At 60.7% G+C, this 14,097-nt stretch carries 16 protein-coding genes; 8 read left to right on the top strand and 8 right to left on the bottom strand.

The annotated features are described in order from the left end of the window. Nucleotides 1-44: 44 nt before the first annotated feature. From ACEE43_RS02630 to ACEE43_RS02605, 6 genes are all read right to left on the bottom strand, one after another. Nucleotides 45-485: a hypothetical protein gene (locus ACEE43_RS02630; protein WP_431464640.1), complete on the bottom strand. Its 441-nt coding sequence runs from the start codon at nucleotides 483-485 to the stop codon at nucleotides 45-47. A 165-nt stretch (nucleotides 486-650) separates the two neighbouring features. Next, entirely contained in the window at nucleotides 651-1,742 is a 1,092-nt protein-coding gene (locus ACEE43_RS02625) for a 2,3-butanediol dehydrogenase (RefSeq protein ID WP_449107138.1), read from the bottom strand. A gap of 266 nt (nucleotides 1,743-2,008) precedes the next feature. After that, a complete protein-coding gene (locus tag ACEE43_RS02620) occupies nucleotides 2,009-2,233 on the bottom strand; it encodes a hypothetical protein (RefSeq protein ID WP_449107106.1) in 225 nt (74 codons plus the stop codon). Between the two features lie 127 nt (nucleotides 2,234-2,360). Further along, the gene (locus tag ACEE43_RS02615) at nucleotides 2,361-3,797 is read right to left on the bottom strand and encodes a glycoside hydrolase family 1 protein (RefSeq protein ID WP_449107105.1); all 1,437 of its coding nucleotides are present in this window, start codon (nucleotides 3,795-3,797) and stop codon (nucleotides 2,361-2,363) included. A 10-nt stretch (nucleotides 3,798-3,807) separates the two neighbouring features. Next, nucleotides 3,808-4,263, bottom strand: coding sequence for a 23S rRNA (pseudouridine(1915)-N(3))-methyltransferase RlmH (locus ACEE43_RS02610; RefSeq protein WP_449107104.1), 456 nt, complete (start codon nucleotides 4,261-4,263; stop codon nucleotides 3,808-3,810). After that, on the bottom strand, nucleotides 4,260-5,471 hold the full coding sequence (locus ACEE43_RS02605; RefSeq protein ID WP_449107103.1) for a class I SAM-dependent methyltransferase: 1,212 nt from the start codon (nucleotides 5,469-5,471) through the stop codon (nucleotides 4,260-4,262). Before ACEE43_RS02605 ends, ACEE43_RS02610 begins: the two co-directional genes overlap by 4 nt. A 186-nt stretch (nucleotides 5,472-5,657) precedes the next feature. On the opposite strand from ACEE43_RS02605, the gene ACEE43_RS02600 reads away from it, so the two are divergent. Continuing rightward, on the top strand, nucleotides 5,658-6,362 hold the full coding sequence (locus ACEE43_RS02600; protein WP_449107102.1) for a DUF4190 domain-containing protein: 705 nt from the start codon (nucleotides 5,658-5,660) through the stop codon (nucleotides 6,360-6,362). A 61-nt stretch (nucleotides 6,363-6,423) separates the two neighbouring features. On the opposite strand, the gene ACEE43_RS02595 is transcribed toward ACEE43_RS02600, so the two are convergent. Beyond that, nucleotides 6,424-7,419, bottom strand: coding sequence for an acyl-CoA thioesterase (locus ACEE43_RS02595; RefSeq protein ID WP_449107101.1), 996 nt, complete (start codon nucleotides 7,417-7,419; stop codon nucleotides 6,424-6,426). 225 nt (nucleotides 7,420-7,644) lie between these two features. Here ACEE43_RS02595 and ACEE43_RS02590 point away from each other — a divergent pair, with 225 nt between their 5' ends. The 4 genes from ACEE43_RS02590 (at nucleotide 7,645) to ACEE43_RS02575 (ending at nucleotide 10,883) form a co-directional block, all read left to right on the top strand. Beyond that, nucleotides 7,645-7,893 carry a hypothetical protein gene (locus tag ACEE43_RS02590; protein ID WP_449107100.1) on the top strand — a complete coding sequence of 83 codons (249 nt, stop codon included), beginning with the start codon at nucleotides 7,645-7,647 and terminating at the stop codon, nucleotides 7,891-7,893. Between the two features lie 5 nt (nucleotides 7,894-7,898). Next, nucleotides 7,899-8,906, top strand: coding sequence for a Clp protease N-terminal domain-containing protein (locus ACEE43_RS02585; protein WP_449107099.1), 1,008 nt, complete (start codon nucleotides 7,899-7,901; stop codon nucleotides 8,904-8,906). A 56-nt stretch (nucleotides 8,907-8,962) separates the two neighbouring features. Further along, nucleotides 8,963-9,700: a hypothetical protein gene (locus ACEE43_RS02580; protein ID WP_449107098.1), complete on the top strand. Its 738-nt coding sequence runs from the start codon at nucleotides 8,963-8,965 to the stop codon at nucleotides 9,698-9,700. 94 nt (nucleotides 9,701-9,794) lie between these two features. Next, entirely contained in the window at nucleotides 9,795-10,883 is a 1,089-nt protein-coding gene (locus ACEE43_RS02575; RefSeq protein WP_449107097.1) for an NAD(P)-binding domain-containing protein, read from the top strand. Between the two features lie 25 nt (nucleotides 10,884-10,908). Here ACEE43_RS02575 and ACEE43_RS02570 read toward each other — a convergent pair whose 3' ends face one another. Then, the gene (locus ACEE43_RS02570; RefSeq protein WP_449107096.1) at nucleotides 10,909-12,153 is read right to left on the bottom strand and encodes an MFS transporter; all 1,245 of its coding nucleotides are present in this window, start codon (nucleotides 12,151-12,153) and stop codon (nucleotides 10,909-10,911) included. A gap of 40 nt (nucleotides 12,154-12,193) precedes the next feature. Here ACEE43_RS02570 and ACEE43_RS02565 point away from each other — a divergent pair, with 40 nt between their 5' ends. From ACEE43_RS02565 to ACEE43_RS02555, 3 genes are all read left to right on the top strand, one after another. Further along, on the top strand, nucleotides 12,194-12,946 hold the full coding sequence (locus ACEE43_RS02565; protein WP_449107095.1) for a hypothetical protein: 753 nt from the start codon (nucleotides 12,194-12,196) through the stop codon (nucleotides 12,944-12,946). A gap of 106 nt (nucleotides 12,947-13,052) precedes the next feature. Then, nucleotides 13,053-13,745, top strand: coding sequence for a LysE family transporter (locus tag ACEE43_RS02560; RefSeq protein ID WP_449107094.1), 693 nt, complete (start codon nucleotides 13,053-13,055; stop codon nucleotides 13,743-13,745). Nucleotides 13,746-13,803: 58 nt separating this feature from the next. Continuing rightward, nucleotides 13,804-14,073, top strand: coding sequence for a type II toxin-antitoxin system RelB/DinJ family antitoxin (locus ACEE43_RS02555; RefSeq protein ID WP_449107093.1), 270 nt, complete (start codon nucleotides 13,804-13,806; stop codon nucleotides 14,071-14,073). The last annotated feature ends 24 nt before the right edge of the window (nucleotides 14,074-14,097 follow it).

The following is a 14,097-nucleotide window of genomic DNA, read 5'->3' as shown; positions in this document are numbered from 1 at the left end:
CACCGTCTTTGGTGCCCACCTGTGTGCGGTGTGTGGTGGTGTTGTTAGTCGATGTTGAGGACGCAGGTGGCGCTGCCAGTGCCGTCTGCTTCGTTGGCGTGGTTGACGTGGTCGCCTTCTTCGAGGGAGTAGCCGGTGCCCTTGATGGCGCAGAAGACCTCGGCTTCGGGGTCTTCGGCGGTGACGGAAACGCGAATCTGGGAGTCTGAGAGGTCTGCCAGGTTGTCGTAGGTGAGCTTGTAGAAGGCTTCGCCTTCGAACTCAGCCTGGTTGCCGTCGAAGCTCATCTGGTCCTGGTAGACGGTGACGGTTGCGGGAACCTCTGCGCCGTTGTGTTCGGCAGTTACCTCAATGGTGATATCGTCGCGGCCGCCCCAGCCGTCAGTTGCTTCAATGCCCATGCCGGGTACGATGGTTTGCGCGCAGCCTGCGAGCAGGGCGGTCGCCGCAAGCGCGGATACTACGGTAACTTTTTTCTTTGCCATACATAAAAATATAGCGTCTTCACAGACTCTTAGGGTAATGCTACGCGCCGGTGGGCGACAGTTTGTGGCTAAAAGTCTTAATGAGAGGTTGGGGGACGTAGTGGGGGCGGGCACTCTCTGGTGTGAGGGTGCCCGCCCGGGGTGTGGCGTCCTGGTGGTTGTGGACTAGTGAGCGTTGTCTAGGCGCTCGGGGTCGGTGGTGACCAGGATTTTGACGGCGGTTTCGTTGCGGTTGATGAGGGTGTCGAAGCCTTCGTCAATGAGGTTTTCGAGGGCGATTTTGCCGGTGATGAAGGGTTTGAGGTTGATTTTGCCTGATTCGACGAGCTTGATGGTGTCGGGGTGGTTGTTGACGTAGGCGATAGTGCCGCGGAGGTCAACTTCCTTGAGGACGAGTTTTTGCATGTCGAGCTGGGCGGGCTTACCCCAGATGGAGACCACGACGATGACGCCTTGGGGTTTGATGGCGTCGAAGAGGGTGTCGAGGACGACGTTAACCGAGGTGCATTCGAAGGCGACGTCGGCGCCGCGGCCGTCGGTGAGTTTTTTGACTTCTTCGACGACATCTACCTCGGCGGGTGAGAGAGCGTAGTCGGCTACTCCGGCGTCGAGGGCCTTTTGGCGGCGGAGGCTGGAGAGTTCGCTCATGACGACGGTTGCGCCCTGGGCTTTGAGGACGGCTGCGGTGAGCAGGCCGATGGGGCCTGCGCCACCGATGAGGGCGACGTCGCCCTCCTTGACTCCCCCGGCTCGTTCAACGGCGTGGTAGCCCACGGTGAGAGGTTCGATGAGAGCTGCTTCGTCGAGGGGGATGTCCTTGGAGATTTTGTGGACCCAGCGGCGCTTGACGGCGATTTTTTCGGCAAGGCCGCCGCCGCGCCCGGCGAGGCCGATGAAGTTCATGTCCTTGGAGAGGTGGTAGTCCTTGTTGCCGGGGCCGGTTTCTACGTCGTCGCGTACGATGTAGGGTTCAACGACGACGTGGTCGCCTACCTCTAGGTCGGTGACGCCTTCGCCGAGGGCTTCGACGATGCCGGAGAATTCGTGGCCCATGGTGACGGGGGCGGTTTCGCCGGAGATGGGGTGCGGGGTGCTGTGGGTGGGGCAGAAGATGGGGCCGTCGAGGTATTCGTGAAGATCGGTGCCGCAGATGCCGCACCAGGCTACCTTGATGAGGACTTCGCCAGCGCCTGCGGTGGGTTCGTCGATGTCTTCGATGCGGATGTCTTTGTTGTCGTAAAAGCGGGCTGCCTTCATGGGAGTCATCACCTGTTTCGATAAGGGGTCTCCCCCGCTACCTGGCTGGGCGGGTAGCGAGGTTTGGTCGTCTATGACCTCTTTCATCCTATCCCCGCAGCACCTGCTTGTGGCGCCAGTTACGCTATATTTCGGCAGGTTGCAGGCATAACCGCTTTAGGCCCTTCCCATCATCAGGCCACCCTCAACGGTAAGCAGAGGCCGCAGGCGGCGCAGCTGCCCCAGTTGATGTGGAGGGTGGTCATGGTGGGCGGGTCTTTCGTTGGTTAGGAGTGGGCGGTGCAGGTGCCGTGGGTGTGGGCTGTGATTTCGTGGTGGTAGGTGGTGAGGGTGTTGGTGATGCTGGTGGACTCAAAGGTGTTGATAGCTGCGTTTGTCTCTGACAGGAGGCCCCGCACAGCGGCGCTCGCCGCAGCCAGGTCTGCCTCACGATCGCTATCAACCAGAAGCTGGGCCGGGGAGGTCCAGACCTGCCAGTTCTCTGCCAGCACAACTAGGAGCCGCTACTGGTGGTGTGGGAGGTGGAACCGGCAAGGGCCTGCCAGGTTTCAGAAGAAAGCTTTGCCTCACCTGCTGGGCAGATGAGGCAAGGCTGACATAAGAAATGAGGTGTTCAGGTTAGAGCGGGTTATGCAGGGAGCGGCCGTTGGTGGCAATCACCTGCTGGTACCAGTCAAAGGACTTCTTGCGGTAGCGTGCTAGGGTGCCTGAGCCATCGTCATTCCGGTCCACATAAATCACCCCGTAGCGCTTAGACATCTGAGCGGTCGACATTGATACCAGGTCAATGCACCCCCACACGGTGTAGCCCAGCAAGTCGACCCCGTCGGCGATTGCTTCTTCAGCCTGGAGCAGGTGCTCGCGCAGGTAGCTGATTCGGTAATCGTCCTCAACTGTGAGCCCGTCCGACCCACCTTCCACCAGTTGGTCAACCGCACCCAGGCCGTTTTCAACGATAAAGAGGGGCTTGCCCCAGCGATCCCAGAAGTCGTTAAGCACCAGGCGCAGGCCCACCGGGTCTATCTGCCAACCCCACTCAGAAGCTTCTAGGGTAGGGTTGGGCACTCCCCCGATGATGTTACCCTCACCGGTATCTGCAGCCCCAGCAGTTTCACACACCGACATGTAGTAGGAGAAGGAGACAAAATCGACGGTATTCAGCAAGTCCTGGCGGTCTTGGTCGGTGATCTCCAGTTCGACACCCAGCTCTGAGAGCTTGCGGAGAAAGTAGCCGGGGTAGGTGCCCCGGCAGTGCACGTCACCAAATACATAGTCATCGCGCGAGGCCACCTGGGCAGCCAGCACATCTGCCGGGTCGGGGGTCAGGGGGTAGCGGGGAACAGCCAGGATCATGCAGCCCACCCGGTTTTGCCCGTCAATCTCATGGGCCAGGCGGGTGGCACGGGCTGAGGCGACCAGTTCGTGATGCACCGCCTGATAGAGCCGCTGCGGCCCAATCTCATCGGGTGTTCCTTCAAGCCCCGAGAAGAAGGGAAAGTGCAGCACGGAGTTAATCTCGTTGAAGGTAATCCAGTAGCGAACCCTGCCCGCAAAATGGGTCATTACAGAGCGGGCGTACCGCTCAAAGAAATCAATCAGCTGCCGGTTAGCCCACCCGCCGTATTCACGAGCCAGATGCAAAGGGGTCTCATAGTGACTCAAGGTCACCAGCGGCTCAATCCCGTGGCGCAGCAGCTCGTCGATAACCCGGTCATAGAAGGCCAGGCCCTCAGGGTTGGGTTCAGTCTCGTCCCCGCGCGGGAAAATCCGTGACCAGGCAAAGGAAAGGCGGAAGACCTTAAAGCCAAGTTCGGCAAAGAGGGCGATATCGTCTGCGTAGCGGTGGTAGAAGTCGATGCCCTCAAGCTTGAGGTTATCGGGGGTCGGCTGGGCTGTGGGAGCGGACGCCAGCCCCCGCGGCAGCACGTCCTGCACGCTCAGCCCCTTGCCACCCTCAGCATAGGCACCCTCAATCTGGTTGGCGGCCGTTGCGCCACCCCACAAAAATCCTTCAGGAAAACTCACCGGCGGCGTCCTTTCAATCTCTGTCTGCATCTTTTCCACCCTACACGTGGTGGTAGGGGCGGCCGGCGGCGATTTCACCGGCCCGATATATCTGCTCCGTGATGATTAAGCGCACCAGCTGGTGGGGGAAGACCAGGTCCGAGAGACTCCAGACGGTATTGGCGCGGCCCCGCACCGAATCGTCCACCCCGTAGGCTCCACCAATCACCAGTACCACCTTCTTAAAGCCCAACTGGGTCTCCAGCAGGCGAGCCAGGGCAGGAGAGCTCAGCATCTTGCCGCGCTCATCGAGCAGCACCAGGTAGTCATCACGGTCAACCTTTTCAAGAATGCGGCGGGATTCCTCCGCCCGCGCAGCTTCTTCTGCCAGGGACGAATGGGGCAGGTACTGCCAGGTAATATCCCAGGGCTTGCGAAGACGAGTTTCGTAGCGGTCAATGCCGTCCTTGACCCACTTTTCGTGTTTCTTACCGATAGCAATAATTTTGATGGTCATAAGTTCTCCTCGGTCAGGGGTGCGCGGGCTGTAAGAACGGTGAAGGTGGGGGTGCGCTCAAGCTGCCGCACCTGTTCAAAGCGCTCTTCAACCTGCTGCCGGTAGCGGGCGTGCGAGTTATGCACCAGGTAGAGCTGCCCACCGGGAGTCAACAGGCGCAGGGCAGCATCAAGCAGCGGGCCCACCAGGCTCAGGTCAACCACGGTTCCGGTGTGAAAGGGCGGGTTAAGCATCACGATGTCGGCTGAGCCCTGCGGCAGACGGGAACCGGCGTCATCCCAGCTCACCTGAACCCGGGCGTCCTGCCCCAGGTTAAGGGCTGCCGACCGGGCGGAGTCCACATCGAGGTCGGTGGCCCAGACCCGGGCAACCTCCACCCCGGCAGGCAGGTGCTCTAGAACTTCGAGGGTCACCGACCCGTTACCGCACCCCAGGTCAACCAGGGTCAGCGGGCGGGCAGGGACCTGCTTCGCTAAGTCGGTAAGGACGTTTGCGGCCAGCACTTGGCCGCCCCGGTCGGGCTTACCACCCGAGAACACGCCACCAACAGCCTGTAGGGCTCCGGCAGGCCGAGGGGCCTCAGACGCCGGGGCCGGCGCTGTAGCAAGCAGGCAGCGGTGCTTACCCTTACCCCGCAGCCCCCTCACTTGCCCGAAGCTGCGGCCCAGAGTCTGGTTGAAGCTGGTGCTCATGTGCTTGGTATTACCACCCAGAATCAGGGTAGTTTCGCTCCCCTGCTCAGCCTGATACCGCGCTAAATCATGGGCGAGGTCGGCGAGCGCGGCGTGACTCTTGGGTAGGTGACCCAGAGCGATGGCACCGTTGAAGCGGTGAGTGGCGAGAGCCTCATAGAGACTGAAAGTTGAGGAATCTACTTCCCCGTTTTGATCGAGCCCTGCAAGGATAAGGCGGGTTGCAGCATCTGGATACTGCGCCCGGAGAGTGCGGTGCAGAGTCAGAGCGTCTGCGTAGGAGCGTTGTCGGCTGATCACCCGGTGGTTGCCGGGAGCGGTGTGTGCTAGGGCCCAGAAGGTTAGGGCGCCGGTGGGGTCATCGAGGACGAGCACGTCCCCGGTAGTAGCGCCGTCGGGGCTGGATGCGGAGACGGCGTCTGCGATGATAAGCCGGTCAAGGGCGGTTGCTGCGCCTGCACTCAGTGAATCGAGGGGCACGAGCTGGGTGAGGTGGTGGGTACTAGATGTGGGCACCCCTCTAGTATCTCACGGGCGATAAGGGGCCTAGGTGGGGCGGTGCGTCCACCGAGTGAGATACCGGTCCGACGAGCGGCGACAGGGGGCTGCGCTCCCGGCCTCTCTATCAGTCCGCTGATAAAATGCTGGGAGTAGGGCGCCCAGGCCCTGCCCCCACCGCACACCTGAAACGAGTAGATTGACATGAGCGAACAGACGCCTTCCTCCTACCCCGCCCCCAATTACAACACCAACCCCTACCAGCAGCAGGCCCCCCAGACCGAGAAGACCAACACCCTAGCGATTCTCAGCCTCGTTTTTGGTTTTCTGGTGAATATCGTCGGTATCGTGCTTGGCTTTGTTGCCCTGAACCAGATTAAGCGCACCGGCGAGAAGGGCCGCGGCCTGGCCATTGCCGGTATCGTCGTGGGCTTCATCAGCCTGATCAGCGGCATCATTTTCGCTATTCTCATGCTTGCTGGGCTCAACGAGGTTGCCAAGTCCGCAGCTGCCTACGAGTCATCGGCTGCCGTTGCAAGCTCGTCCTCTGCTAGCGCCCTGGCTACCGAAGAGGTGAGTGAAGAGGCATCGGCAGCTGCCGACGAGGCGTCCGTCCTGGCCTCCGATGCGGCAACCACCGCTGCCCTTGACCCCGCCTCCCCCTACTGTGTTGCTCTCGATGAGTTCCTGGTTGCCTCTGATGGTATCCAGCAGGATGCCACCACCTTAGATGGTTACCTGGCTTCGCTGACCAAGCTTCGCGACAACGCTCCTACCGAAGAGATGCGGGCTTCACTGACCACCGCTATCGACGCTGTCAATGCCTCTGATGCAGCTACCTTTGAGTCTGCACTGAACGAGGTTGTGTTCGACCTGGGCCTGGACGCCGTCAACTGCGGCATCGAATAAACCCCGCCGCCCCCAACGACAAGGGGCCCCGCACCGTCACGGTGCGGGGCTCCTTTTTGTTTTAGTCGGTCATCTTAACGGTTGCCTGCTGGGGTGCCACCAGGGGCATGGGCTCATATTCAGCGCGCAGGGCTCGCAGACGAGCCACGTGGGCGTGAAGGGCCTTATCTTCATCGGTAGTGGGCGTGAAGGGGCGGGCCGGTAGCGGCTGGCCGTCAAGATCGGTTGCCATGTAGGTCATAGAGGCATGGATAGCTAGGGGTAGCTGGTCGTGGCGTTCCCTCGGGTTACCGGCGCGCAGGTGCACCATCACACCCATGGACCGCGCATCGGTACGTACCAGGCGGGCGGTCACTTCCACCAGGTCCCCGATATGCACCGGCTGGTAGAAGCGAATTCCACCGGCGTAAACAGCGACAGTGCGCTCGCCGCTCCAGGCCATAGTGACGCTGGTGGCTGCTTCGTCAATCCATTCCATGGCGGTGCCACCGTGCACATTCCCGCCCCAGTTCACGTCGGTGGGCTTAGCCAGGAAGCGGTGGGTGACTTCAGGTGCGGTGGACGCGCTCGTGTAGGTCTGAGAAGTCATTTCGGCTTCAATGGCCTTGCGGAGTTCCACGCGAGAGAGCGCCGCCTGCTGCACCCGCTTCTCCTCGTCGGTCACGGGCACATAAGGAGTAACAGGTGTGGGTTTACGGTCTTCGCCCATGGCGACGAAGATGACTAGGCAGTCGCAGGCGCGGGTGAAGTTGCCGTCCCTAGGGTCTGCTGAGAGTACTTCGTTAACGATGTGCATAGTGGAGCGGCCGGTGTAGACAATACGGGAGCGCACCTCGACCATGTGACCTGAGGGTATGGGGCGGGTGAAGTGGATGTGGCCGACGTAGGCGGTGACGCAGTAGGTGCCTGACCAGCCTGCGGCGCAGGCGTAGGCGGCTTTGTCGATCCATTCGAGCACCCGTCCGCCGTGTACGCCGCTTGCCCCTGCGATGAGTACGTCTGTGGGGGCTGCGAGAAAACGTAGGGTGATGGAGGGCTGTGGGTCTAGCTGGGTCATGGCAGGTTTCTTTCTGGTGCAGTGTGGTAATGGTGCGGACGTCGCCTGCCTACTGCCTGCTCTGGGCAAGTGGGGCGGTGGTGGCGTCCTTGCCACCGGGTGATGCCGTTATGTGATTGTTATATCGTACGGCATGCGCTGCGTTGTACCGAGCTGCGTCTCAGCCCTGAGAAAGGTGTCAACCATGGTTGACACCTTTTTCGTTGAGCAACTAAAGTTGACACCATGGAGCTCCCCCACGCAACCCAGCAGGCAGCAGACACCACAGACCCCCGGCGAGGCCTCCTTGCCATAGCTACCCTGCGCTCACTCACCGATAACCTAGAACACCAGCAGGTCGAAGCAGCCCTGCGGGCCGGCATGAGCTGGCAGGCAATAGCCGACTGCCTGGGGGTGAGCAGGCAGGCCGTTCACAAGAAGTATGCCAAACGCATTGATCCCAGCATTCCCCTTCCGCGCAGAAAGGTACCCTAGTAACCATGACTACCGCTACACGCTGGGCTGATTATCTTGCCCTGATCACCGCGGCGCGAACATCAGCATCCACCAGAGGCTCAACGCTCATTGATACCCAGGACCTCTTGATTGCCCTAACACTTGACCCGGGTGCCGTCGGAGCCACGCTGCGCAAGCAGGGGCTCACCCACCACAGGGTCGAAGCAGCCCTCTCATCGCTGGAGCATTCCCTGCTTGCTTCACTGGGTATCCACCAGGCACCAGCCCGTCATTCCCTCCCAGGCCTAGCCGACTTCACTTTCACCGACCGAGCTCAGAAGTTCTTGCACCAAAACCCCACCCCGCAGGCACTTGCCCTAGCACTCCTAGATGAACCCACCGGCGTCATCCAAGAAGTGGTGACCGCCTGCGGACTGACCGCCGAAACGATCCGTCAGAGCCTGAAAAAACTTGGCACTTCTACCCTTTCAGACGCACCCCAGGCACCAGCAGACGAGGCCGACCCCCGCCGCCTCAGCTCAACCCGCACGGTGTTTATCCCTGTTGAGATAGAAAAAGTCTGGGACCTCATCAAGGAACCGCAAGAGCTCGCACGCTGGGTTCCAGCAATTGACCTCGTTGAACCTAACCCCACAGACGGGGTCTGGCTGGGTTACACCACCGAACTTGACCAGGTGAAGAAGTTTGGGCGGGTTCACCAGAATTCCCTAACCCGCAGCATCCGGCAGACCAAGCTGTCCCAGAGTCAAAGCACCCACCGGGTTGCCTATGAGCTGGGCTTTCCCCACCAGCCGAAGTTCAACACCCAGCTCATTGAGGTCACTTTGAACCCCCAGGAGTCGGGAACTCTCGTTCAGGTCACCAGTGGGTGGTTGCGAGCGCCGGAAGCTAACCTGCCGAGGAATATTCGGTGGCTCCGCCGTCCGCTCGGTGCAACTCTGCGCCCTGTAACCCGCTGGGTCGTCACCGTTCAGGCTGAAACCCTGGCAGGTCAGATCCGTAGCGCTGTCACCCAGCGTCACAATACTTGATATTGAAAGTTTTTTGGCGTTAGGCTGGTGTCATCACAGCTTCAAAGGAGAAGACCATGACCCGCATTAAACCAGCCCTCGCAACGGTTGCCGTCCTCGCCCTAGCTGCCTGTAGCTCGCCCCAAGCAGCTCCAGGGAACACCAGCTCACCAGTGCCCAGCAACGCTACAGCAACCGTAGCAACGGGCACTCCAAGCACTCCTAACTCAGCTTCTGGCACCCAGCTAGTTACCGCCACCAGCGACGATTTAGGGGATACCTCCCCCGAAACACCCGAAAATCTCGCCCAGCAGCTAGCTGAGGGTGGGCTGGTTATAGTTCACCGCTACACCGGGGCAACCCGACCCGCTAGCCCAAGCGCAGCGCCTGATGGTTTCATCGATGACGGTCAGCGCATCTCAGAAACCAGCATCGACCGCATGAACCAGCTGGGCGCCAAGTACCGCGAACTTGGCATTCCGGTATCGTCCGCGCTATCCAGCGAGTACTACTTCGTCTACCAGCACGCGGACCAGGCGATGGATACCCCGGTTGAGGTCAACCGTGACCTAACCGGCTCTCTCTACTTCACCGACCAGCAGGAGCTCGAAGAATCCCTCCAGGGTCTGCGTAACCGCACCGTTACTCCCCCACCAGCAGGTACCAACACGGTGCTTTTTACCCACCAGGGTAAGTTTGATAAGGCCTATGGCTTTTATCCGGACGCCGGGTGGACGCTCATCTTCGCCCCCGACGGTAGTGGCACACCACGGCTGATAGCTAGCTTGTCGCTCGATGAATTCTTAGAACTCTAGTTTCTCGGGCACCCCAGGCTAGCCCGCTACCTACGGATGAACCAGACTAAGCTGGATACCAAAACCGCATTGGGATTGAAAGGTAAGAGCACCTATGCATCAGATGGTCCGTTCCGCAACCGTCATCGTTATCGGCGGCGGGCAGGCTGGTCTATCCGCTGGCTACCATCTAGCCCAGCGCGGTTACGCCAACGCCCTCACCCACCCCACAGCCCCACTGACCTATATCGTTTTCGATGCTGCCGAAGGTCCCGGCGGGGCCTGGCGCCACCGCTGGGAATCGCTCACCATGGCCACCGTCAACAACATCTTCGACCTCCCCGATTTCCCCCGCCCACAGGTAGAGCTCACCCAACCCAGCAAACAGACAATACCAGCCTATTTTGCCGACTTCGAGGCAACCCAACAGCTGGCTATCGCCCGGCCGGTAGACGTCCTTTCTGTCACCAGAATCAATGACCCGGCTACCCCCTTTGAACTGACCACCACCAACGGTATCTGGCGGGCGTCCGCGCTGATTAACGCAACCGGAACCTGGAATAACCCCGTTTTGCCCGCCTACCCGGGGCAAGCGTCCTTTCGGGGGCGGCAACTTCACACCCGCGACTACCTGCAGCTCGAGGACTTCGCCGGCCAGCGGGTCGCAATTGTGGGCGGCGGTATCTCAGCGGTGCAGCAGCTTGAGGAAATCTCGCAAGTTGCCACCACCTTCTGGTACACCCGCCGCGAACCGGTCTTCCGCAACACCGAGTTCAACACCGAATACGGGCGCGACGTGGTAGCCCGCGTCACCGCCGACGCTGAGGCCGGAATCCCCACAGGGTCGGTCGTCAGCTACACCGGCCTGGGGTGGACGCCCTACGCCAGGGCCGCCAAAGCCCGCGGCGCCCTGAACCGCCGCCCCATGTTCAGCAGCATCGACGCAACCGGCGTGATTGAGGCCGACGGCAGCCACACCGACCTTGACACTATCCTGTGGGCTACCGGGTTTAAACCGGCGCTCGCCCACCTTGACCCGCTGGATCTGCGCAACGAGCTGGGCGCCATTCAGATGGACGGTACCCAGGTAGCCACCCAGCCCCGTCTACACCTCATCGGCTACGGCCCCAGCCAATCAACGGTGGGGGCTAACCGGGCTGGTCGAATCGCGGTGCGCAAGCTCCACAAGCTACTGACCCGCTAGCGGGCTGATCACCCGCCCCTCGCTGCTACCGACCCCGCCCAGAGACCGACCGGTTAAGAACGAATGAGGGCAGCAGTGCCAAGGCCGAAATACAGGCCAGGGCCGGGAACGATGTCGCTGCCATAATAAATCCCGAAGCCAGGGCAGCGGTGGCCGCGCCCAGGTTGGTGAGAGAGTCCAGGCCACCGGCTGCCCGGGTGCGGCTTTCAGCCGGCAAGGACGCCGCAAAGAGGGCGGAGGCCGCAACAAAGGTTGCTGACCAGCCCACCCCGAGCAGGATTAGGCTAACCACCATGGCAGTTGCCCGGTGCGGGGCAAGGGCACCAAGGGCTACCGCTGCTAGGAGCAGGACGGTGCCGATGAGTATCATGGTGCGCTCCCCCAGCCGGTCTGTGCCCATCCCCATCAGGGGTGAGAGCCCGTACATGCCCAGCACGTGCAGGCTGATAGTCAGGCCGATGATTTCGATACCGGCACCCTGGTGGTTCATGTGCACCGGGGTCATGGTCATCACCGACACCATCACTATGTGCGCACACAGCAGGCTGATGGCGGCAGCCCGAGCCTGCCGGTTGCCCGCAATTTCGCGGGTAAAGGCCCCGATTTTAGCGCCCAGGGTGGGTTTATTCGAGGCGGACGCCCGCTCCCCCTGCCCTGCCCCGGGTAGGCCGGGGGCAGCGTCCTTGCCTGTACCGGGGAGGAGCGTGAAAACCAGCAGGGTCGCGGTGGCCATAGCGATCGCCGCCAGGGCAAAGGCTGCACTGTAAAGGTTGGTGCCCAGGGATGGCGCGAGCGCGGCGGCCGGGGTGCCAATGTTAGGGCCGAGGACGGAGCCGATGGTACCTACCCAGACGATGAAACTGAGGGCTGAGCCGCGGTTGGCGTCGGTGGCGTGGTCGGTTGCCGCGAAGCGGGCTTGGAGGGCGGCGGCAGAGCCTGCTCCCATCAGAAGTAGGCCCAGGGCTACCAGGGTGATGCTGGTGGTGGAGGCGGCGAAGGCCAGCAGGGTGGCGCCAAGGCTTGCGGTGGCCCAGCCGGTAGTGAGGGCGGTGCGGCGGCTGGTGCGGGCTGCGAGGTTGGCTAGCGGTATGCCGAAGAGGGCGGCCCCGAAGGTGGAGGCGGTGCGGGCAATCCCTGCCAGCGCCTCGTTCTGGGTGACCTCGCTAGCCAGAAGCACGCCGATGGAGGGGGCTGCCCCTACGCCGATAGTGCCAAAGACCTGGGTGAGGGCCAGGGCCCAGAGGACGCGGCGCTGCTGGTGGGTGTTCATGTTTATATATTCTAGGGGCGGCTCTGGGTAGACTGGGTTCATGTCTGAGCTCCTAGATTTTCTCGCCCGGGGTCAAGCGGAAAACCTGGTGCATCATCTTCAGGGTGTAGAACCTGAGGAACGCATGCAGGTGTTGGCCCCGCTCAAGTCATTGGCTCAAGCCGTGTTGAGGGGTGCGCCGGGAGAAGTGTCCCAGAAATGGTACGGCCCGCTCACTGAGGAGCACCGTCACGCAGCTGAGGTTGTTATGTTCCCTAATGTGAATTCTTTGCTGCGGCAGGTGCCCTTATCGCATCGGTTCATTGGGGAGTCGATACCTGAGCTTTTTCCGGACGCCCTGGCCCAGGTGTTTGAGGCCTGGAGCGGGCTCTACGTCAAGGCCCCTAAAAACCATGACAGGAGGGCAGCAATTCTCCGAGCCGCCGAGTGGTTTGATGGACGTTATGACGTATCTCTGCCCACTTCACGCGAGGCTGGCTTCGTTTTCTTAACCGGTCGTTTCTACTTGGGGTGGGTGTATGACGTGCTAGTGCAGAACCCGCTGGAGTGCCGCCAGATAGTTAGGGCAGTTTTCCTGGGGCCAAGTGTGAAGGGGCTTTCCTTGCGGCAGGCCGATGAGAGCCGACTCCCGATTCAAACCGTTCGGGGATTCCTGTTACCAGCCCTGTGCCAGGCAGAAATTCTTGACCGCGCCGAGGTCAGAAACTGGTGTGAGATTGCCTTAGAGAGCAAGGAGCATAGCGCTTTTGAAAAGGTATGGTTCCGGCAGGTTTTAGACGCACAAGCTGAATAAACTGTCTGCGGTGGAAACACTAGTGTTTCTTCTTGATGTCTCCGCTGACAATAACTATGAAACACCGCCCCCTCAGCACCTTTGTTTTTCGCTACTATGAGGTGCTATGACCCTTACCCTTTGGCTTTCCCTCGTCGCTGCCTGCCTGGTGATTTCTTTAACCCCGGGGGCAGGTGCGGTGAACACCATGACGACCTCCCTGCTGCACGGCTGGAAGAAGGCCTTTTTCACGGTGATGGGGCAGCAACTGGCCCTGGTGGTTCAGATCGCTACTGTGGCGGCTGGCTTGGGCGTGGTGGTCGCTAATTCGCCGGTACTTTTCGATGTGATTCGCTACGGTGGGGCTGTCTACCTGGTTTACCTCGGGTTACGCATGATTCTTGCCCGCCCTCAAACCCCGCAGCAAGCCCGCGACGAGGCAGAAAGCGGGGCGGGTGCGTCCGCTCCGCAGGGGCAAGGACGCCGCACCCGCCCGGGTGCGCGCCTGCAGCCGGGTGCCCCCTTGGCTCTTTTCAATCGGGGGTTCTGGGTCAATATGTCTAACCCCAAGGCCATTGTTTTTATTTTGGCTTTCATGCCCCAGTTTGTGCGGCCTGATGCCCCGCAGCTGCCCCAGTATCTGGTGCTAGCGGGCACTATGGTGGCCATCGATATTGTGGTCATGTGGGGTGGGTTTGCCCTGGTGGCAAAGACTCTGACCAGGCTGTCGCATTCAGAGCGAGGGCAAAAAACCCTGAACCGGGTCTTTGGGTCCCTCTTCATTCTGGTGGCTGTCCTCATGGTCTTCTCAGGGCACTAGGGTTCCCGACTGGGCATGGAGGGCATAGACTGGTTGTACGACAAAGGAGTGTATTTGTATGACAACATCGACTGTTACTGTGCGAGTTGACGAAGCAACCAAGCGCGAAGCAGCCCGTATTGCCGAAGACTTTGGGTTAGACCTATCGTCCATCACCCGTGCCTTCTACCGCCAGGTAGTACGCGAGCAGCGCATACCGCTCACCCTGGAATATCCCCAACCCAACGCAGAAACCCAGGAAGCCATTTCTGATTCGCTCGCGATGGAAAAGGAGGGTACCAGCAGATTTAAGAATGCCCAGGACATGTTTAATGACCTAGGAATCTAATCGTGCTTCTACCCGAATACACAC

This window comes from Rothia sp. 11254D007BW (assembly GCF_053548195.1).
The sequence above is the reverse complement of the archived record's forward strand: the minus strand, read 5'-3'. Positions and strand labels throughout refer to the sequence as shown.

What these genes read in the sequence shown, in the direction of transcription:
- ACEE43_RS02560 (WP_449107094.1), top strand. Translation starts at nt 13,053, where the DNA reads ATGACCCTTACCCTTTGGCTTTCCCTCGTCGCTGCCTGCCTGGTGATT.
- ACEE43_RS02625 (WP_449107138.1), bottom strand. Translation starts at nt 1,742, where the DNA reads ATGAAGGCAGCCCGCTTTTACGACAACAAAGACATCCGCATCGAAGAC.
- ACEE43_RS02595 (WP_449107101.1), bottom strand. Translation starts at nt 7,419, where the DNA reads ATGACCCAGCTAGACCCACAGCCCTCCATCACCCTACGTTTTCTCGCA.
- ACEE43_RS02600 (WP_449107102.1), top strand. Translation starts at nt 5,658, where the DNA reads ATGAGCGAACAGACGCCTTCCTCCTACCCCGCCCCCAATTACAACACC.
- ACEE43_RS02555 (WP_449107093.1), top strand. Translation starts at nt 13,804, where the DNA reads ATGACAACATCGACTGTTACTGTGCGAGTTGACGAAGCAACCAAGCGC.
- ACEE43_RS02570 (WP_449107096.1), bottom strand. Translation starts at nt 12,153, where the DNA reads ATGAACACCCACCAGCAGCGCCGCGTCCTCTGGGCCCTGGCCCTCACC.
- ACEE43_RS02610 (WP_449107104.1), bottom strand. Translation starts at nt 4,263, where the DNA reads ATGACCATCAAAATTATTGCTATCGGTAAGAAACACGAAAAGTGGGTC.
- ACEE43_RS02580 (WP_449107098.1), top strand. Translation starts at nt 8,963, where the DNA reads ATGACCCGCATTAAACCAGCCCTCGCAACGGTTGCCGTCCTCGCCCTA.
- ACEE43_RS02630 (WP_431464640.1), bottom strand. Translation starts at nt 485, where the DNA reads ATGGCAAAGAAAAAAGTTACCGTAGTATCCGCGCTTGCGGCGACCGCC.
- ACEE43_RS02590 (WP_449107100.1), top strand. Translation starts at nt 7,645, where the DNA reads ATGGAGCTCCCCCACGCAACCCAGCAGGCAGCAGACACCACAGACCCC.
- ACEE43_RS02585 (WP_449107099.1), top strand. Translation starts at nt 7,899, where the DNA reads ATGACTACCGCTACACGCTGGGCTGATTATCTTGCCCTGATCACCGCG.
- ACEE43_RS02575 (WP_449107097.1), top strand. Translation starts at nt 9,795, where the DNA reads ATGCATCAGATGGTCCGTTCCGCAACCGTCATCGTTATCGGCGGCGGG.
- ACEE43_RS02615 (WP_449107105.1), bottom strand. Translation starts at nt 3,797, where the DNA reads ATGCAGACAGAGATTGAAAGGACGCCGCCGGTGAGTTTTCCTGAAGGA.
- ACEE43_RS02565 (WP_449107095.1), top strand. Translation starts at nt 12,194, where the DNA reads ATGTCTGAGCTCCTAGATTTTCTCGCCCGGGGTCAAGCGGAAAACCTG.